This window comes from Alteromonas sp. H02 (assembly GCF_059682525.1).
Genome location: NZ_CM185021.1, coordinates 4,226,151 through 4,246,602, shown reverse-complemented (window position 1 = coordinate 4,246,602; position 20,452 = coordinate 4,226,151). Strand labels below are relative to the sequence as shown.

16 protein-coding genes and 1 other RNA gene are annotated in these 20,452 nt (G+C 49.6%); 9 read left to right on the top strand and 8 right to left on the bottom strand.

The features are described from left to right. Positions 1-642: 642 nt before the first annotated feature. Positions 643-1,548 (bottom strand): LysR family transcriptional regulator, encoded by a 906-nt coding sequence (locus AC566Q_RS19680; protein WP_499609776.1) that lies wholly within the window; start codon positions 1,546-1,548, stop codon positions 643-645. A gap of 110 nt (positions 1,549-1,658) precedes the next feature. Here AC566Q_RS19680 and AC566Q_RS19675 point away from each other — a divergent pair, with 110 nt between their 5' ends. Further along, a complete protein-coding gene (locus tag AC566Q_RS19675; protein WP_499609773.1) occupies positions 1,659-2,363 on the top strand; it encodes a pirin family protein in 705 nt (234 codons plus the stop codon). Between the two features lie 40 nt (positions 2,364-2,403). Beyond that, an RNA gene (gene rnpB / locus AC566Q_RS19670) (RNase P RNA component class A) lies at positions 2,404-2,761 on the top strand. 115 nt (positions 2,762-2,876) lie between these two features. On the opposite strand, the gene AC566Q_RS19665 is transcribed toward rnpB, so the two are convergent. The 4 genes from AC566Q_RS19665 to AC566Q_RS19650 form a co-directional block, all read right to left on the bottom strand. Then, a complete protein-coding gene (locus AC566Q_RS19665) occupies positions 2,877-4,292 on the bottom strand; it encodes a DUF945 family protein (protein ID WP_499609768.1) in 1,416 nt (471 codons plus the stop codon). A gap of 184 nt (positions 4,293-4,476) precedes the next feature. Beyond that, a complete protein-coding gene (locus tag AC566Q_RS19660; protein WP_499609765.1) occupies positions 4,477-6,405 on the bottom strand; it encodes an alpha-amylase family glycosyl hydrolase in 1,929 nt (642 codons plus the stop codon). A gap of 120 nt (positions 6,406-6,525) precedes the next feature. Further along, the gene (locus AC566Q_RS19655; RefSeq protein ID WP_499617560.1) at positions 6,526-7,266 is read right to left on the bottom strand and encodes a sulfite exporter TauE/SafE family protein; all 741 of its coding nucleotides are present in this window, start codon (positions 7,264-7,266) and stop codon (positions 6,526-6,528) included. Between the two features lie 112 nt (positions 7,267-7,378). Continuing rightward, positions 7,379-8,518, bottom strand: coding sequence for an HD-GYP domain-containing protein (locus tag AC566Q_RS19650; protein ID WP_499609762.1), 1,140 nt, complete (start codon positions 8,516-8,518; stop codon positions 7,379-7,381). A gap of 219 nt (positions 8,519-8,737) precedes the next feature. Between AC566Q_RS19650 and AC566Q_RS19645 the strand changes: the two genes are divergently transcribed. The 3 genes from AC566Q_RS19645 (at position 8,738) to AC566Q_RS19635 (ending at position 14,594) form a co-directional block, all read left to right on the top strand. Next, positions 8,738-10,036 carry an aminotransferase class V-fold PLP-dependent enzyme gene (locus AC566Q_RS19645; protein ID WP_499609760.1) on the top strand — a complete coding sequence of 433 codons (1,299 nt, stop codon included), beginning with the start codon at positions 8,738-8,740 and terminating at the stop codon, positions 10,034-10,036. Positions 10,037-10,210: 174 nt separating this feature from the next. Further along, positions 10,211-12,559: a TonB-dependent receptor gene (locus tag AC566Q_RS19640; RefSeq protein WP_499609757.1), complete on the top strand. Its 2,349-nt coding sequence runs from the start codon at positions 10,211-10,213 to the stop codon at positions 12,557-12,559. A 400-nt stretch (positions 12,560-12,959) separates the two neighbouring features. Beyond that, complete coding sequence (locus tag AC566Q_RS19635; protein WP_105936255.1) at positions 12,960-14,594, top strand: methyl-accepting chemotaxis protein; 1,635 nt, start codon at positions 12,960-12,962, stop codon at positions 14,592-14,594. Between the two features lie 12 nt (positions 14,595-14,606). Here AC566Q_RS19635 and AC566Q_RS19630 read toward each other — a convergent pair whose 3' ends face one another. Next, positions 14,607-15,338 (bottom strand): queuosine precursor transporter, encoded by a 732-nt coding sequence (locus AC566Q_RS19630; protein ID WP_105936256.1) that lies wholly within the window; start codon positions 15,336-15,338, stop codon positions 14,607-14,609. Positions 15,339-15,743: 405 nt separating this feature from the next. On the opposite strand from AC566Q_RS19630, the gene AC566Q_RS19625 reads away from it, so the two are divergent. Both AC566Q_RS19625 and AC566Q_RS19620 read left to right on the top strand, forming a co-directional pair. Then, positions 15,744-16,268, top strand: coding sequence for a hypothetical protein (locus AC566Q_RS19625; RefSeq protein ID WP_105936257.1), 525 nt, complete (start codon positions 15,744-15,746; stop codon positions 16,266-16,268). A gap of 60 nt (positions 16,269-16,328) precedes the next feature. After that, entirely contained in the window at positions 16,329-17,021 is a 693-nt protein-coding gene (locus tag AC566Q_RS19620) for an aspartate/glutamate racemase family protein (protein ID WP_105936258.1), read from the top strand. 29 nt (positions 17,022-17,050) lie between these two features. On the opposite strand, the gene AC566Q_RS19615 is transcribed toward AC566Q_RS19620, so the two are convergent. Further along, a complete protein-coding gene (locus tag AC566Q_RS19615; protein WP_499609753.1) occupies positions 17,051-17,563 on the bottom strand; it encodes a hypothetical protein in 513 nt (170 codons plus the stop codon). Between the two features lie 420 nt (positions 17,564-17,983). Here AC566Q_RS19615 and AC566Q_RS19610 point away from each other — a divergent pair, with 420 nt between their 5' ends. Beyond that, positions 17,984-18,481: a CYTH domain-containing protein gene (locus AC566Q_RS19610; protein WP_105936260.1), complete on the top strand. Its 498-nt coding sequence runs from the start codon at positions 17,984-17,986 to the stop codon at positions 18,479-18,481. A 386-nt stretch (positions 18,482-18,867) separates the two neighbouring features. Here the strand turns inward: AC566Q_RS19610 and metK are convergent, their stop codons facing one another. Beyond that, entirely contained in the window at positions 18,868-20,013 is a 1,146-nt protein-coding gene (gene metK / locus AC566Q_RS19605) for a methionine adenosyltransferase (RefSeq protein WP_105936261.1), read from the bottom strand. A 192-nt stretch (positions 20,014-20,205) separates the two neighbouring features. Here metK and AC566Q_RS19600 point away from each other — a divergent pair, with 192 nt between their 5' ends. Continuing rightward, a complete protein-coding gene (locus AC566Q_RS19600; RefSeq protein ID WP_276309529.1) occupies positions 20,206-20,337 on the top strand; it encodes a hypothetical protein in 132 nt (43 codons plus the stop codon). The last annotated feature ends 115 nt before the right edge of the window (positions 20,338-20,452 follow it).

Below are 20,452 nucleotides of genomic sequence, written 5' to 3'. Positions count from 1 at the left end.
TCACTGTGGTGGTGAGTTGATGACTTGGAGGTGGAAGTCCTCTGCACACCCGGCAAGGGGAAGTGCTAGCCGAACGGCAAGGGTGTTCATCGTGAGGTGAAATCTGAAGGAAGCCGAAGGCAAAATGCTGGCCTGACGAACAGGAAGCGGTTTAGGCGTTGTTGCAGGGTGAGGTGGCCATTATTACTAAAGCCCAATACTTGCACGGAATGCAGCAACGTAGAGCCGACAGGCATAAGCAGGAAGTTCGCGCGAATTACCCCGGGAGGTCTGATATTCTGCTATAGAGCTACTGACATCGCGAGGTGTCGGGATGGAATATCAGAAGTCAGCAGACGCCGTAGTAGTGCTATGAAACCGATAGCACGAAGGGCTGAACCTGTCACGAGCGGCAAGTCACGCGTGCTCTCGCGTTATCGGGACACAAGGCAATGAAGAATCATTGCTCCGGGACAAATATACAAGAAGGGTCGGAAACCTGGGCGGTGTTTGCGGAGTTCTAAACGATAAAGCGGCGACACGATGAACGAAACAGACTCAGGTATTGACTATGGTCAATACAGACAGGAACCGCCGTGGTACGGAACCGTATGCCCGGTGGTGTGAGAGGACGGGAGTTGCGAAACTCCCTCCTACTCGATCTTACCCGAGCAGAAAACTCTCATGCTCAAAGGCCGCCTGAATATACTTTACAAACACACTCAGGCGCATGGCCATAAGGCGATTAGGTGCATACAGTAACGAAATTAATAACGGCGCAGGTTGCCAGGCCTGGAGTACCGGTATCAGCTGCCCTTTAGCTATGGCCTCGCCCACAATAAAAGTTGGCAGCAGCGCTAACCCCATCCCTTTTATCGCAGCCTGCCTTAACACGTCGCCATTATTGGAACTCAATATTCCGTTTATGCGCACACGCTGTGATTTGTTCTGATACAGCAGATCCCAGTAATTACCATGCAGCAGATTGCCATATTGCAGGCATGGCAGTTCTTTTAGTTCTTCCGGTGAATCAGGCGTACCATAGCGTTGCAGAAATTCCGGAGCTGCGCAGAGGCAACGAGCGGTATAGGTAATATCATGTTCAATCAGCGCGGGATTGTTTTCAGGCGGGCCAATGCGAAGCGTCATATCAAACTGGTTCGATAACGGATCGCGCTTTTCATCGGAGAGGTCCAACTGCACCTTAATTTGCGGATACGCCTGCATAAAATCCAGCACTACCGGGGTCAGGTGAGTCAGGCCAAACGACATCGGCGCGTTTATTTTGATGGTACCAGAGAGTGATTGCTGGTTGTCCTGCAGTTGTAATTCGGCGTCATCGAGATTTTCCAGCACCGGCAGGATATTGGCCAGATAGGCTTGCCCGGCATGGGTTAAATCCACTTTGCGGGTGGTGCGATTAAATAAACTTACTCCCAGGCTATCTTCCAGCCATACCACCTGGCGGTTTATTTGTGAGCGGGACAAGCCCATTTGCCGGGCGGCACCGGCGAAGCTGCCCTGACGAGCTACATTAATAAAGGCGCGCATGGCACCAAGCTTATCCATTAATTCACTCTCAATTGTTGCACTTTGTGCGACAGTGTATCTTTATTTTTGCTTATTGTCCTTACTATGGATGCTGATAAGATCTTCATATCAACATTAAGGAGCCAGTTATGGAAATTCGTAAAGCGGCCGAAAGAGGCCAGGTAAATTTAGGTTGGCTACAGTCACAGCATTCATTCTCGTTTGGGCATTATTACGATGAGCGCTTTATGGGCCATGGCCCGCTGCGTGTTATTAATCAGGACGCAGTGCAGCCTGGTGGCGGCTTTGGTGAGCACGGCCATGCCAACATGGAAATCATTTCTTATGTCTTAAGCGGTGAGCTGGCCCATAAAGACAGTGAAGGCAATGAATCGGTTATCCGCCCCGGTGATGTGCAAAAAATGACAGCCGGTACCGGCATTCGCCACAGCGAGTTTAACCACAGTAAACAGTCGCTGGTGCAATTTCTGCAAATCTGGGTAGTACCCAACCAGGTTAATGTGGCACCAGGTTATGTTCAAAAACACTTTGCCGGGTTGCTACAGCCGGCGAAAGCACCAACGCTGATATTCTCGCCACATGGCGAAGCCGAATCACTGCGGATCTATCAGGATGTCAGCGTGCTGGCCGGTAAACTGGCTAGTGATAGCAACTGGCAGTATGCGGGTAACCAAAACCGGATTGGCTGGCTGCAAGTAGTAGAAGGCAGTGCGCTGGTTAATGGCGAAACCGTATCAGCCGGTGATGGCGTTGCCTTTGCTGCTGGTGAAACCGTTGAGGTAAGCCAGACTAACGATCTGCATATCCTCTATTTTGATCTACCGGCGAAATAAGCCATGGCATGCGGTGGCGAACTTAGCTACAATGCGCGCCGGAGTTGGCCAGGCAATCGCCGCTTTCGCAAGAAAGGGGAGGAAAGTCCGGGCTCCACAGGGCAGGGTGCCAGATAACGTCTGGGCGGCGTGAGCCGACGACCAGTGCAGCAGAGAGTAAACCGCCTAAGCGCTTCGGCGCCGGTAAGGGTGAAAGGGTGCGGTAAGAGCGCACCGCGCAACTGGCAACAGTTTGTGGCACGGTAAACTCCACCCGGAGCAAGACCAAATAGGCCTCCTACACGTGCGGCCCGCACGGGAGGCGGGTAGGTTGCTTGAGCCAGTGAGCGATTGCTGGCCTAGAGGAATGGTTGCCACTCGTAAGAGAACAGAACCCGGCTTATGGCCACACTCCACCTCCTACAATAAAGGGGTCAGGAATAAAGGGGTCAGAGTACATTAATTAGCCAATTAATGTACTCTGACCCCTTTATAATCCCTTTATACTTTTCCTTTTATAAAAGCGGGATGCGGCTAGAAAGGCAATCCCATAGGCTGACCATTTAGCAAAGCTTCAGCGTTTTCCATGCTAAAGGTGATTTCATAACCTTCTTCAGTCTCGCTCAGTATACCTTGCTGCACAAGCGCATTCATGGTTCCCTGGGTTTGTTGTTCAATTAAAGCATTTTGCTCTTCATTACTCATGACTGCAAACTGAGGATTGGCCGCCAACTGGCTTCTCAGAATCAGTTCAGTGATAAATAACGCTGCAGCTTCCTCGATGGATAACTTAGCGTCTACCACGGCATGTTCAGCCCAAAACCTGGCATCTTCCATGGTGTCTGGCAGTGCCTGAATGCCAACGACCTTGGTGTTTGCATAGCCATCAAATTTCGACTCGTTAATCACGCCTTTAATTACCGGTAGATTAAATTCAGGGTCAACCTGTAACTGGGCAAGACCGGCGTCGTTTAAAAACGCCTGCATAACACTATCCGCCTCATCTGGCGAATTCATAATGTCTTCTGTCATTTTTTGATAGGCTTTCAAAAAGCTGCCCTGCAGATTTGCCATCTCAAGATCAAACTGGATGTCCCGCATCGTAACAGTGCTGTTAACGAAGCTGGCAACTTTAGTCGAGACCAGTACATTACCCAGCCCGGCGGTTTGATCGACACTGGTAACGGAATCCATAACGATATTTTCCAGTTTGGTCTCTTCGCCGGTGGTTGGGTCTGCTATGGTCATCCCATCGATAGTAAAAGATGCCACACCGTCATACAGTGAATTATTCCAGGCCTGCATTAAGCCGGCCTCCAGATCGGTAACAATGGAGATGTTTTCAATGGTAGCGATTTGGGTACCCTGAAAAGATAACTCAACAGACATCGCCGTAACGGTTTCCGAATCTATCGTGTCAGAGGTTAAACTCGTCTTGCCCTGCCAACCGCTGGTCGAAACCGTTAAAGCCAATTCTGGATGGGTGTAGGTAAACGCGGGCATTACATCCTGGTAGGAAACGGTACCAAACAGGTTTACAACCCCCGTGGCAGAGTAGATATACTCTTCGCCTTCGGGCAGCGCGAAGCGGGCGTCAGGGTCGTCAATGGCCATATTAACCTGCCAGTCTATCCAGCCCAGGCCTAATCCTGACTGGGTTAACAACGGGCCGTGCTGGGCTACAATTGGAATGGTCAGGGAAAGCTTTTGCTGCTCAGCATCATCTGCCTGAGAACCAAATGCAGCGCCATCCAGACTGATAACTAATGATGCGGTGGTTGAAAACCAGCTTTGTTCGCGGCTTTCAATGCTGGCCTCATAAAAGGGTTGCTCGCTGATTTTTGCTGCAAATTCGTCTAATTGCTGATTAAACGAATTGCCCGCAAAGTGAGGGCCCAACAGGCCAGCGACGACCGCTAACAGCAAAACTATCAGGGAAATTTTCTTCATTCTACTTCCTTGTTTCATCTACAACTAAAATTATGCAACATTGATAAAACTGCTTGCACAATCAATCCATGTGCGTGCACTTTATCGTTTATTGCTATAAATTCAAGGGGTCAGAGTACATTAACCCGTTGATTAATGTACTCTGACCCCTTGAACCTCTCTGACCCCTTGAACCTGATTTTTGTTAGCGATCTACGGTGTACACCACCGAGCCCAGTGGCGGCAGGGTGAGCTGTATGCTGCCAGTTTTATCGTTGACCATCATCTTGTTCGCTGTATTCGGTCGATTCAGGTGTTCTGTCAGAGCTATTTCACCCTGAGGTAATTGCGACTTTATCAGCAAATCCTTTGGCACGGTGAGCTCAATAGTTACTGGTGTGGTGGTGCTAAAGTTGGCCGCAACAATCATGTGTTGGGTGTCTGTCCAGCGGGCAAAAGCCAGCTGGGCCGAGGAGTAATCGCTGTCATTGGCCAGACTCGCTGCATGCAGACTGTAATAGTCGCCTTTCATGGCAGGGTAGTGAGCTGATATGGTAAGCACCCGGCGGTAGAAGTCTCGCAGTTGGCGCTCCTGAGCCGTTAACTGACCACCATCAAAGGCGCCGTTATTCATCCAGCGCTGGTGGGCGGGTACGCCGGCGTAATCAAAGATAGTGGTGCGCGATGGTTTGCCAAACCCCATATCTTCGCTGCCGTCTTCGCCCACTTCCTGACCAAAATAAAGCATGGTTGGTGAGCGGCTTATTAAGGCGGAAACCACCATCGCTGGCTTGCCTTTGTCGGCATCCCCGGCAAACTCAGGGGCGGCAATACGTTGCTCATCATGATTTTCCAGAAAATGCAGCATATGGCGTTCGATATCCTGCATGTCCGCCTGAATGGAGACCAGATCTGCGGTATCGCCGCGGCCCTGCATTATGGCCTTTAACGAGTCATAAAACGCCACTTTGTCGTAGAGATAGTCCATTTTGCCCAGGTGAAGATAATCACGGTAAAGGTGAGGCTGATAAACTTCGGCCAGTAAAAAGGCGTCCGGGTTACGTACCTTTATCGATGAATTTAAATAAGACCAAAACGCTACCGGTACCATCTCTGCCATGTCATAACGAAATCCGTCTACGCCTTTATCCAGCCAGTAATGGGTGATATCACGAAATTTCCGCCAGGAATCAGGCACGTCTTTGTCCTGCCAGAAAGCGGCGTGAGCAGCAACGGGTTGTTGCTCAAATCCTGCTGGCAAGGCCGGGAAGTCTTCGCTGCCGTCGGGTTTGATGCCGTAATTTACCTTAACGGTTTCGTACCAGTCATTGGCATCGGGTTGGGCCGCCCGCGAACCGTTCCCAGTCCACTTAGCCGGGTTTTCCTCAAACTTACCATCTGCCAGCGGGTGGGGCTGACCTCCAAGTGGTTGATAGCCGTTATCGGCGGCGGGTACCTGGAATGACTCGCCCACCACGTAATAGAAATTATTGTCCCGGGTATAAGTTACCGCAGTATCATCATGAGCGCCAAAGTCACTCACCCCGGCAGGGCTCGTCAAAGACTCGTAATTGCGTGCAACGTGATTAGGCACAATATCGATGATGACTTTCATGCCATGGGCATGGGTTCGGGCAATGAGCGCCTCAAATTCTGCCAGACGGTTGGCCGGATCAACAGCCAGATCAGGGTTTACATTGTAATAGTCTTTTACTGCATAAGGTGAACCTGCGCGGCCTTTTACCACATCCGGATCGTCGTGACTGATGCCATAGGTGCTGTAATCATTAATCACTGCGTGGTGAGGTACGCCGGTGTACCAGATATGGGTGGTGCCCATTTCCTTTATGCCCTGCAGGGCTTCATCGGTAAAGTCTGCAAATTTACCCACGCCATTTTCTTCAAGCGTACCCCAAGGTTTATTAGTGGTATTTTTATTGCCGAATAAGCGGGTGAATACCTGATATACCACGGGCTTACCGGCTGGTGGAGCGGCTTGTGGTTGCGGTAGTTGCTGACTGGCAGACATGCTGTCCTCGTTAGTGGTGGGCAATGGAGTGCAACCTAACAATAACGCAGCCAGCACGCTCAGGAAAAGGCCGTTTCTGGCCTGGGTCGAATAACAGTGTGGCATGGGCAAGGCTCTCTTGATTGGCTTTGCCCAAGCATAGCCGTTGCCTCAACGTAAAAACACAAACATACGTATTCAATTATGCAGGCTGGTGTTATGAGCCCATGCCACGCGTTAAAACATCTAGCCTGGCAATAATGCGGCGGCAGCCAGTAAGGTCATGCCAATCACCAGCCAGCGGTAGTGTTTCTCGTTGATCCGCTTTACCAGCCAAATCCCTAAGTACACACCGGCAATGATCAGCGGCAAGGCTATCAGGTTTAAGGTAAAGCTCGGCCAGGTGATGGTTTCCCACACATATACATGGAAGGGCACCTTAAAAATATTGATCACCAGGAAGAACCAGGCCGCAGTGCCAATAAATTCGTTTTTAGGCAGGCGCATACTTAGCAGGTAAACGGCCATTACTGAGCCGGCGAGGTTGCCTACCATGGTGGTAAAGCCGCCAAGTACACCAGCAAGAATGGCAAACCAGGTGTAATCCGGCACAGCGGATTTGTTGCGCTCAAGCCAAAGCATCAGCCCCACACTGGCAAAAATAATCACCGCCATAATTTGCATAAACAGTGCGTCGTTAATGTGGTCGCCCAGCCAGGTGCCAATTAATACGCCCACAAAGGCCGACGGAAAGAGTTTGATAAGAAATTGCCAGTTAGCATGGCGGTGATAATGATGCACGGCAAAAATGTCGGCCATGATCAGCATAGGCAACATAACGCCCGAGGAGTGCTTACCGCCAAATAGCAAGGCAAGCAGTGGTACCGATAACAGCGTCAGGCCATGGATCCCGGCCTTGGCCAGGCCCACCATAAAGCCAATAGCGAGCACCAACGCTATGTCAAACCCAGTGAGCGATTCAAACATCAAAAGTAATTCATCCTAATTAGCAAGCAGACTGATACCCGATACCTGCATCAGTATCGGGAGGACTATTGAACCACAAAGCAAATGGGGGAATAAAGGGCTTATATTGCCATTAGCGGGAATGGGTGTTCGACTCCTGACTATCACAATAGGCAGTAACGATATGCTGGGCCGCGTTCAGAGAGTTGGCCAGCGCGGTAACACAATCCTTATCGAGCTTGCCCAGTTCAACCATTTTATGTAGCTCGGTGAGCGAGTTTTCAACCGACCAGGGTTTTTTGTAGGGCCGCTTGTGGGTCAGGGCATCAAAGATGTCGGCCACGGTGACTATCCGGGCTTCAATGGGCACCTGCTCGCCCTTAAGTTTAAAAGGATAGCCGGAGCCGTCGAGATACTCATGATGAAAAGCAATAATATTGCGCATGATCCGGGCATCGTTAAACTCAATCAGATTAAATTCCGCGAGGATGGAATCAATCATATCCACGCCCTTTTGCACATGGGTTTGCATAGTCTGACGTTCGCTATCGGTTAGTCTGCCAGCCTTTAATAAAATGGCATCGGGAATGCCTATTTTGCCGATGTCGTGGAGCGGCGAAAACAGATAAATGTGCTCGATGTCTTCATCGGTGAGGCCGAAGTGTGCAGGTAAATTACGGCCAATAAGTTTACTCAGTTCCGCCATGCGGGTGAGATGCATGCCGGTTTCAAAATCCCGCAGGTTAGCAATGCTACGAATCGCCGATGCAGTGGCTACCAGTAAATGGGCGGCCGCGAGTTCATTGGCAATAGCATCACAAATGCTTGCGCAGCGCATAATCAGGTCACGCTGGATACTTGGGGTAAAGCTGTCTTTTTCGACACTATCGATAAACACAAAGCCAAGAAACTGGCCCTGACGAATGATGGGTACGGTAAACGAACTCAAATACCCCTGCTCAAGCAACCAATCTGAATGCATCGAGCCGCCGTGAATTTCGGTACTGATATCATCAATAACCCGGCTTTGCTGGTGGTTGGCCAGATGCAGTAAAGAGGGTGTGTCGTGCAGCTTTACCTCGTAGCCGGCAATAGCATGACCCTGACGGGTGCTGTTAATAAAAGTTTTAAGCACATCTGTGGGTTTATCATAAATAGCACAGGCCAGTCGGCAAATATGCGGATAGTCGGCTAATAACGCTTCGTGAAATCCTTGTAGCTTGCCGGTAAGCGACTGGGAAGTAACAGAATGCAAGGGCTGAAATGAAGTCAATTGAGGATCTCTAAGTAAACATACACCATCTAAAGTATAAAATTAGACCACAACAACAACTCCCTCAAATTTTACCGTACTTTCTTGGTTTTTGTTAGGTTGGAATGTATCTGTAAAAATCGTCGTTTTACCTTAATGAGCTTTTAAGCGATTGTTTTAAGAGCGTAACAGTGTAATCGTATAAAAAATATAAATTCAAATTACTCTGGAGTCTCTTGCATGTCAGCCCCTTTATTATCCCGGCGCAAACTTATACAGCACTCTTTGCTTTTGTCAGGTTCTATGGCGGCCACACGGGCTTTCGCCGATAGCTGGCCAATCTTGCCGCAATCCGATTTGTCTGCCGCTGAGCTGGCTGAGGATGAAAGCTATTGGCGCTCGGTAAGCGCGTTTTATAAAAAGACCGATGGCATTGTTAATCTTGAGCATGGCTACTGGGGCAAAATGTCGCTGCCGGTAGAGCAGTCTTATATCGAGCTGACCAAAATGGTGAATCATCAGTTGTCATATTACGCGCGTAAAGACTGGTATGCTGATGCCAAGGCCTCAGCAAGTGCTGTGGCAGAGTCACTGGTCGTTTCGGCAGATGAAATCGCGCTCACCCGCAATGCCACCGAAGCCATGCACAACCTGTTATTTCAGTATAAAGGTATAAAGCCCGGCGACCGGCTGATGTGGGCTGATATCGACTATCCCGCCTTTCAGCGCACCATGGCTGCTCTGGCAGAACAACGGGGTGCAACGGGGGTAGAAATTACCTTGCCCGCGCAAGCCTCCAGGCAACAATTGCTTGAGGTGTACCAGGAGAAGATCCGTAGCACGGCCAACCTGAAACTGATGATCCTGACCCATGCTTCCAATCAACACGGGTTAATTTTACCGGTGGCAGAAATAGCCGCTTTTGCCAAACAGCATGGCGTTGACGTGATCTGCGATTGCGCTCAGTCATGGGGGCTAGTCGACTTTACTCTGCCAGAACTGAATGTCGACTGGGCGGTGTTTAACCTGCACAAATGGATTGGTTCGCCGGTGGGCGTTGGCGCCTTATATATGCGTAAGGGGACACTGGATAACGTTGCACCGTATCCTGGAGAATCCGATCCCGATAATACCCGGGTGCACAAACGCGTGCATATGGCCACCTCTAACTTTGCCGCCTTTCTAGCGGTGCCGGATGCTATCCGTTTTCACAATAAAGTGGGTCCGGCGGCAAAAATGGTTCGCTTGAAATACCTGCGGGAACGCTGGGTGAGCAAAGCCCGTAATATGCCGCACATTGAAGTACTCGGGGCTACCGACGACGCCAGTGCCAGCGGGATGGGCGGGTTTCGCCTTGCCGGGCAAAGCAGCCGCGAACAAATTAATCAGTTGCAGAAGCGCCTGGAAAACGAGTTTGGCGTGTTTACCGTTGGCCGTCACGATTTAGCCAGCGGCAGCTGTATTCGGGTTACCCCTCAGGTATTTACCACATTAAAGGAAATTGATGCGCTGGTTGAAGCACTCACCAGACTCGCTTAAACCGGGTATCCAAAATAACCTTGTAACTTACTCCTTTCAACCCTGTGTGACTATTACAAATAGATGAATTTTAAAAGTTTTTTTGATTCATCTAACTGTCAGGGAATGGTCATGGAATTGTCATTGAGCGCGTCTAACGAATAATCCCTATAAAATCACACAGGAAACACAACCATGAACCCAGCTAAGTTAAAGCAGCGCTCGCTGCTGGCTTTGTCGGTACTGGCCGCTATGGCCGGTACGCCCGTTTTTGCCGAGGCGATGAACGCGCCTGCCGCCCAGCCGGATGAAATTGAAGAAGTGACCGTTGTCGGACGCAGCGTTTCTTACGCCAACAACGCCACTGAAGAGTCGATGATCAAGCAGCAAAGCAGCATGACCAGCGTATTGGCAACCATTGATAACCTACCGGGCGTGTTGATCAACGAAGGGGATACCTTTGGCTCAGACGATTGGTCTACCAGTATTTCAATTCGTGGTTTCTCTGTAGACCTCGACCAGCAACAAATTGGTATGACCGTTGACGGCATTGCCAATGGTAACTCTAATTACGGCGGTGGTGCCAAAGCCAACCGCTATATCGATACCGAAAACCTGCGCGCAGTAGAAGTTTCTCAGGGTACTTCTGATATCGCCTCCCGCTCACACGAGGCACTTGGTGGTACCATTAACTTCACCACCATTAACCCCGGAGTGGAGGAGTTGCTTACGGTGAGCTCGACCTTTGGTGAGTTCGACGCGCAAAAATTGTTCATGCGTTATGAGACCGGTGAAATTGCCGCCGACACTTATGCCTGGATCAGTATGTCGACTCAGGAAAACAGCGACTGGATGACCCATACCGCTGAGAATACCCGCGATCATATGGCCGCCAAGTTTGTCAGCTACATGAGCAATATGGATATCACCGGTTACATTTCTTACGACGATACCCATGAAGATAACTACCAGCGCATTTACAGCCTTGAGCAGTTTGCCCAAAGCCCGCAGTGGGATGAGCTAACCGGTAACTGGACCGGTGTGCCTTACATCGATCAATCCTATCGCCGCGGCTGGTCAACCCTGCGCGAAAACCTGTTTGCTTACCTGGAAGCCAATATGAGCTTTGGTGGTGTAGACGTGAAGGCCAACGCTTACTGGCACAAAAACGAGGGACGTGGTGACTGGGTCCCGCCTTACATTGTTGATGTTAACGATGACGGCACTAACGGCCACTCAGAGCTGGTACATGGCAATACTTATGAAGGGGGCTCTCCGCTGGGACAAATTTTCTTTGTTGATGCTAACGGAAATTCCCTTGCGCCAATGGCAGGTTGTGAGAGTTCATTAACCTTCCCTTATGGTGGCGGCGGTGCGGTGTACGATCCGGCCTGTTATCCTGCGAATGCTATTCCGGTTGGCTCTTATCGCCACACCAACTACGACAAACAGCGTACCGGTATCAATATCGATGCGGTATGGGTGGCGCAGATTGGCGATATGGAAAACACCCTGCGCGCGGGTTTGTGGTACGAAGATTACGAGCGTAAGGAAAACCGTAGCTGGCAGAAAATTATCGATTCGCGGGTAGGTTATCAGTTTGATGAAACCCCATACTGGGTGCAGTACAGCAGCGAATTCCCGGTTGAAACGCTGATGTACTATATAGAAGACGAAATCGACCTCGGTGTGGCCACACTGCGTGTTGGTGCCAAAAAATTTAATGTGGATATCGAGAAAAAAGACCTGTTTGTACCGGCTAACAGTTTGTCGGTTGAGTCTGATTCTGATGTGTTGTTCTCGGCGGGTGTGGTCGCACCGGTGATGGATGGCGTTGAGGTGTTTGCTGGCTTCGCGCAAAACTATGCGGCGATTAAAGACGGCGTGCTGGAAAGCAGCTCAGTAGATATTTCTTCGGTTGAGCCGGAAACCGCCGACAACATCGATTTAGGTTTGCGCTATGTGGCTGCCGATATCAATGTCAGCTTAACTTACTACAACATCGACTTTGACAACCGTATTACCTACCAAAGTGCTGAAGACGCTGATGGTGTAGATTACTTAGGTGAGCTCGACGGCACTTACGTTAACGTGGGTGGTGTGCAGTCAGACGGTATTGAAGTAGCCATGGATTACACCATTACCAATAAACTTGGTCTGTACTTCTCGTACACTCACAACAATTCAGAGTACAAGGATCCTGCTGCCTCTACCGGCTTTGTGGATGGTCAGCGCGTGGTTGGCTCAGCCGAAGACATGTTTGTGGTAAGCCTGGATTATACTGCCGACGTGTACAACATGGGTCTTTCAACCAAGTATGTGGGCGAGCGCTCAGCCGGTTCTTTTGAAGTTGATTCTTACACTGTAGCCGACTTCTACCTGGGCGCGGTGGTTGATTCGCCGGTTCAGGGGATCAGCAACATTGATGTCCGCTTAACTATTAACAACCTGTTCGACAGCAGCTACCTGGGTACAGTGGTGAATGGCGGAGCCTGGATTGGTGCACCACGCACGGCAGCCCTGAACTTAAAAGCGAGTTTTTAATCGCGCTTTTTGCACGGCGAAGCTGATAAGGCTTCCCTGACAACTTAGTCATATCAAGCGCCGGTATCTACCGGCGCTTTTTTGCGTGTTACACAAAATGAAGTCGTTGGTTTTGACAATGTATTAAATGGTTAAAAAGCAGACAATCTTAATCGATTAACCTGGTCTTACCAGTCTTATTAATTGGTAAGGGGCACGCTCAAAAAATTCACAAAGAATTATACTAAAGTACTGTTTTTAAAACTATATTAACATAAATCCACGATGTTGATTAATGCCTGTTTAGGTTGTATTTATTCCGCTATATATCAATTTATTCTTATGTAAATTAGTGGTGGTTTAGCATTTTTTAATATCGTTTAATAGTACTTAATCAAACCCACCTATTACCTCTTTCACCATGTTTAAAGGATTATTTACCACTATCAGTGGTCGGCTTTATGCGAGTATTGCAGCGGTGCTACTGGCAATACTGGCACTGGAAGTTTTTAGCTTATTCAATGCCTACAACGATGCAGTAAATGCACGTCAGCGCGAAGTGCAGAGTCTGGTGCAATCAGCGGTAAGTCAGCTCAATACCTATCACCAGCTGGTACTCAGTGGTGAACTGACCGAAAGCGAGGCACAGGAGCGGGCACTTGCTCAACTCAACCAGCAGCGGTATCAGGGCAACGAGTATTTCTTTGTGCTGGACGGCCGAGCCAGAATGATTGGCCATGGTGACCGGGTGGATGTAAGAGGCAAAGACTACAGTCAGGTGCTTACTGAAGCCGGCGAGCCGGTGTTCGCCCAAATGGCGGCTCTGGTTAACAACAGTGCTAATCAGGCCGACTTTTTTGAATACAAATGGAAAAAGGCGGGGAGCCAAACGGCAGAGCCCAAAGTAAGTTATGTGGCCACCTTCAAGCCATGGGGGTGGGCAGTAGGTACCGGTGTGTTTATAGATGATATCAATGCGCAAATTTTGCATGACATCCTGGTAAATTCTATCGCACTGGTGATCATCGGCAGTGTAATGGTGTTTGCCGGGTTGCGATTGTGCACCTCGATTCTACGTCCGTTACGGCGGGTTAATCGCATCATGGAGCAAGTGGCCAATGCCGATTTATCCGTGCGGCTTAATTATCACTCGGCGGATGAGTTGGGTGAAATGGCGGCGAATATCGATAAGACGCTGGAGGTATTCCAGTCGTTAATCGCTCAGCTGGTGGCGTCGGCTACTCAGGTGGAAGGCAGTGCCGAACAATTGGCGTCGGCAGCGGTGCAAACTAATCAGGGCGTGCAGGCCGAAATGCGCAGTACCCAGCAGTTGTATCACGCAGTGGAAAGCCTGAGTGTCACCATCGACGCCATTAACGAGCGGGCAAATCAAACCGCGCAGGTCAGCGAGTTAGTGGAAAAAGGCGTGAAAAGCAGCTCAGCCGAAGTGGCAGACTCGGAAGCGACCATTAAAGGCATGTCAGAGGTAGTAGCAGCTACCGCCGGTCAGTTACGGGCACTGGAAGCCGATACCGTGGAAATTGCCAACGTGCTGGTGGAAATCGAAAGTATTTCTGAGCAAACCAATCTGTTGGCGTTAAACGCTGCTATTGAAGCTGCCCGGGCAGGGGATTCAGGGCGCGGCTTTGCGGTTGTGGCCGATGAAGTTCGTCAGCTCGCTATGCGCACCCGCAGTTCAACTGAAGAAGTGCGTGGCGTAATTGAACGTTTGCGTAGCAGTGTGGCGCAATCGGTATCGAGCATGGAGCAAAGTGAGCAAAATGCTATCGACAGCATGCAGCTTACCAGTCATGCCAACGACAGCCTCGAACAAATCCTTGGCCATGTAGAGAGCGTTCGCGAGCAAGCCCTTGATGGCGCAGAGGCCACCGAAGAGCAAAGTGTTGTAGTAAAAGAAATTCAGCAGCATCTGGGCGATATCACCGTGGTCAGCGAACAAACCAGCAGCGCCTCGGAGATGGTGGCTGCCAACAGCGAGCAGCTCAGTCAATTAGCGAGTGATCTGCAGCGCCAGGTCAGCCGCTTTAAGCTGTAAGCGCAAGGCGAATTATTTGATCGAAAAGGGGGTAAAGTTGGTGTGTTCGTCGTACACATCAACACCCTCTGCACGTTTCAGCACCGCAATAACTTTGTAGGTTACCGGCGTTAAGAGCACTTCCCACAACACTTTCAGTGCGTAATTGGTGGCCATTACCGTAAAGATAAGTTCGGTACTCCAGATCCCCCAGAAAGCCACCGGATAAAACACCGCCGAGTCTACCGCCTGCCCCACAATGGTAGAGCCAATTGTTCGCTGATAAAGTGCTTTGCCTTTGCTGAGCACTTTCATTTTCGCCATAACAAATGCATTAGCAAACTCACCTAACCAGATTGCCAGTACTGAGGCCAGTACGATACGCGGTGCCTGGCCAAAGTTCATGGCGAAACTGTCCTGCCGGCTGAGTCCGCCGCCGAGGTTTTCATTCCAGCCTGGTGCTGGTGGCATTTCAGTAATAAACCAGGCCATAAAGGCAGCAAATCCGGCAGCAAAGAATCCCGCCCAGATAGCCCGCCGTGCGCGTTGATAGCCGTAAACCTCGGTCAGTACGTCGCCCAGTACATAGGATAAAGGAAAGAAAATCACGCCGGCACCAAAGGTAAAACCAGCAATCTCCGCCACTTTACCCGCACCGATAATGTTGGAGCACACAATTAAGATACAGGTGGCAGCCAGAACAAAATCAAAAAAACGAAAATGACGAGTGGATGTGTCGGTAACTTTATTCAGTGACGCTGTCATAAAAGCCAAAGTTAAATAAGGGAAAAGGCAATCCAGTGTGGCACAGTCTTCAATACTCGTGCAATACGCTGTGCATAGCCAGATGGATCCTTTTTTGTGACGAATTGGTCATCAGGGTGCAATGTCTGAGAGTCATACTGGCTCAAAAATACGAGCGTTAGTAAACGCCATTACCAGAAAATTATCGATAAAAAACATGATCCCTTATTCAACTCAGTCGATAATTTGTAGTGGCACGGTAATTGATTGCCCCTGGCATTAAACGTTTAGCCGGAAGTAATGCCAAAGGGCAGTCAGCGCCAGAGTTTTACCCGGCCAGACTAAATAAGTACAGCTACATTATGGTTTAAATTTGCATCTGACAAATAACAAACTAGCTTTAAGATACAGACAGGAAAAAGCGGCATGCAAATACCAACAATCATCGACGTGGAAGCCAGCGGTTTTAGCTCTCACAGCTACCCCATAGAGGTAGGTGTGATCAGGAGTGATGGTGCGCGTTTTTGTCGATTGATTCGTCCGTACCCCCAGTGGTCACACTGGGATAAAAAAGCCGAGGCGCTCCACGGATTGAGCCGCGACCACCTGCAAAAGTGGGGCAATGATGGCCGCGACGTGTGCCTGGCGCTTAATCAGTTTCTGGCGAATGGCACCGCCTATACCGATGGCTGGGTGGTGGATCACCCCTGGCTTATTAAGCTGTACGCCGCCGCCGGCGTGGATATGTCGTTTAGTGTCAGAGCGCTGGAATACGTGCTTAGCGAACAGCAAATGGACTTGTGGATGCGCACCAAAAATCAGGTGGTGTCGCATTTCAATGGCTGCCGTCATCGTGCCAGTACCGATGCAGAAATTATTCAGCAAACCTTTATACGCACGCTCCCGCATCAGGATACCGATCATCTCGCCCGCGCCGTAATTAATGGCTAAACCGGGTTGAGGTGGGTTACCCTGCTCATCAGTAACGAACTCTTCAGGCAAGGAAACGAAATGAAAACGGTGGGCCTTATCGGCGGGATGAGTTGGGAGTCTTCGCTGACTTATTACCAGCGTATTAACCAGCAAATTAAGCAACGCAAAGGGGGGTTACACAGTGCACCGCTGATCCTTTACAGCGTGGACTTTGCGCGTATCGCCGAACTGCAACACAACAATGACTGGCTACAACTGGCAGATTATCTGGCATCCGTTGGCAAAAGTCTCGAAAAAGCCGGCGCCGATGCGTTGGCGATTTGCACCAATACGATGCATAAAGTGGCACCTCAGATAGCAAATGTGGTGCGCATTCCATTGTTGCACATCGGTGACGCACTGATAGCCGAAAGCCAGGCCCGGGGATACCGCCGTTTAGGTTTGCTCGGCACAGCCTTCACCATGGAACAGGGATTTTTGCGCGATCATCTCAGCGCGGGCGGATTGTCGGTATTGGTGCCGGAACATGCAGAGCGGCAGGATGTGCATCGCGTGATCTATGAAGAGCTTTGTCAGGGGGTTATCCGCAAGGAATCACTTAGCCGTTACCTGCAGATCATTAAAAACCTCAAAGCGGCAGGAGCCGAAGCCATTATTCTTGGATGTACTGAGATAGGCTTACTGGTAACTGCAGAAGACAGCCCCTTACCAGTGCTGGATACGGCAGTGCTGCATGCCGACAGTGTGGTTGATTTTATACTGAGCGAGTAGCCGGCAGGACAGACTTAAAAATACCAGTCTTAAAAATAGTAGTGCACGCCCATAACCAGTGAGTTGATATCAATCTGCCCGGCATCGCGGTATTCGTAGCCTACGGCCACACCAAAGCCGCGCATTTCACCAAACTGCCAGCCTACACTCGCCGCTCTGTCGCTGTCGCTCACCATTGGCACGGCACCGGCCTGAGGCGTTAATGAGTACTGAGTAGAACGAATGGTGGCATAAATCCATTGTGCAGAATTAACCGGCAGTGCCCGCCGGGCCGATAAACTGACCGCTTCCAGGCCCACCACCGACATGGGGACCGTGCGCGCATCGCTGGCAAAACGCGCCGCATAAGAACGGTTAACCTCAACACTAAAATTCCACTTGGGCAGGCGCTTACTTTGATAGGCAATAAAATACTGAGTGTTTCCCACGGGCTGGGTAACCAGTGAAGAATCTGGCAACATGGCAGCTTGATTGGCCAGTAGCGGACAACTAAACATCGCAACCAAACCAAACAAAAACAAGCGGAAAAGGAGCTTGTTCATTGAAAGGTCTTCCCGTGTGAGAGTGCAAATAAAGCGTAAAGTTACTCTACGCAGTGTTATTCCAGTATTTTTATAACTGCTTGCCTTTTGCGGAAAATAAAGCACCGCGGGCTTTTTCGGCAGCATACTTCCAATATAGACCTAATCAGAGCTGATACCAAGTGTGAAACGCACTTTTTTTAACCACCGCATTTCGTCGATTTAGCTGGCGAAACAGACCCGCCTCAGCTAGCTTTAAAGTTATCAATAAAGATAAAAAGCAGCGCCCTACAAGCCGGTTTTTTCATAAAGATAACGTTGTAATTATATATAAAACAAAAAGTTAAGATCGTAGTTAATGAACATTGTTGCTTTCGGGATTCAATCAATACGGAACCACTGATAAGGCGGCCACGGACGTTGCCCTCTGAGGATCAAATAATGCGAGCAGACTGGGAAATTGAACGAAAATTTGTTGTTACTTACTTACCTGAAGGATTACTGGAAACGCGGAAACCCGTGTTGGTCAGGCAGGGTTACATAGCCGCTCAGGGAGACCGGCATATTACAATAAGAGACGAAGGGGGTGACTTTACTATGACAGTCGAACAGGGAGTTGGCTTAAAGCGTCTCGACACAGAAATTTCTATTAGCGCAGAGCAGTTTAATGACTTGTGGCCGCTCACCCAACATATGCGGGTTGAGAAAAAACGCTATCGCATCGGTTTTTTCGGCCATAGGTTATTATTAGATGTGTTTACCGCACATCTGGAGCCGCTAATTCTGGTGGAAGTAACGTTCGATAGCGAAATACACAGCCGGCAATTTCTACCGCCGGATTTTGCCGAACTGGAAGTAACCCACCAAAGGGAATATCAAAATATACATCTGGCCAGAATGGGCCTGCCGGATGCCTTAGCAATGGCCAATGCTTATTAGCACAAGTAAAGAATCCACCTTCTAAAGAAGGTGGCTTTGCGTTAACCCCTAAAAGGGGGCTCTGTTTAAATCGAAGAAAGGACAATAATTGTGCCCTTCTTCAGTGTTGTCATTGACGGTCTAGTTTGTTCTGTCAGGGACGATGACGCTTTTCACTGTTAAGGGCTGCGGGGAGTCCAGAGTGGTTCACGGTTACCGGGTCGCACAACACCCTTTGGTCGCGGTCGGCGACTCCGACAACAATCTATATACCCCCTTATTTGCTGACTTATCTATACGGGCCAAGCCCTTCCACGAATGATAACCACCTACAGAAGTAGGTGGTTTAGGGCTGAAAACAAAAACGCCAGACCTGAGTCTGGCGTTGTAAGCAAAAAGCGCGTGGCTTAAACCGAAGCGCGTAAAGCCTCGGCTTTATCAGTGGCTTCCCATGGGAAACTGTCGCGGCCAAAGTGGCCATATGCAGCTGTGGGCTGGTAAATAGGGCGTTCCAGGTCGAGCATCTTGATAAGACCATAAGGACGTAAATCAAAGTGCTGTTTAACCAGTGCTACCAGGGTTGCTTCGTCGTACTGGCTGGTGCCAAAAGTATCGATGCTGATAGACGTTGGCTCTGCCACACCAATGGCATAAGACACCTGAATTTCACAACGCTTGGCAAGGCCAGCCGCCACAATATTCTTCGCTACATAACGCCCGGCATAGGCTGCCGAACGGTCTACTTTAGAGGGATCTTTACCAGAGAAAGCTCCGCCACCATGGCGCGCCATACCACCGTAGGTATCTACAATAATCTTACGCCCGGTCAGACCGCAATCACCCATGGGGCCGCCGATGACAAAGCGCCCGGTGGGGTTGATATGAAATTTGGTGCTGGCCGTAATCCACTCAGCCGGTAGTACTGGTTTGATGACTTCTTCCATCACTGCTTCGCGCACGGTCTCGGTAGACACCGAATCACAATGCTGAGTAGACAGTACCACGGCATCAATGCCTACCGGCACATTATCCTCGTATATAAAGGTTACCTGGCTTTTCGCATCCGGGCGCAACCAGTCGAGCTTGCCCGACTTACGCATTTCTGCCTGACGCTGTACCAGACGGTGTGAATAAGTAATGGGAGCAGGCATTAACACTTCGGTTTCGTCACTGGCATAGCCAAACATCAGACCCTGGTCACCAGCGCCTTGTTCTTCCGGGCGAGTGCGGTCTACGCCCTGATTGATGTCTGGCGACTGTTTACCAATGGCATTAAGTACCGCGCAGGAGTCTGCATCAAACCCCATATCTGAATGGGTATAGCCAATTTCGCGCACGGTCTGGCGAGTGAGCTCTTCAATATCTACCCATGCAGAAGTTGTAATTTCACCACCAACCAGCACCATGCCGGTTTTTACATAAGTTTCGCAGGCGACACGCGCTTTGGGATCCTGCTGCAGGATTGCATCAAGTACCGCATCGGATATTTGATCGGCAATCTTGTCCGGATGGCCTTCAGAAACTGACTCGGACGTAAATAAATGGGCTGCCATTACATGCTCCGTGTTTATTTAAATTTATATTCGGGGCGTATTGCTTACCTGAACACCGTTACAAACAATAAATATACCGTTCTGGCGCTGTTTTACGGCGGCTGTGCTCATTGTAGATCAATACACATGCAACTATTGTAGCAAGCTGATGTATAAATACCAGTCTTTACTTCTGGACGTCTAAAAGTCTATTTGTTACGTTTACTTGACAGTCTGGCGCTGGCTATCGCCCGCCAGGGAGCATTGCTACTGTTATTAAATGCTCCGACAAGACCAAAACACATTGAACTGCACTGGCCGGTGGGTAACAATATGAAGCTCTGAGTGAAAGTGTATTTCTGTTTGCAGGATTGCCGTAAGTTAATAGCAGCGATTTGCAGCAAACACAAATACATTAGTACATCGCTGATGTGTTATTAATTACTGTAAATTGCCACAT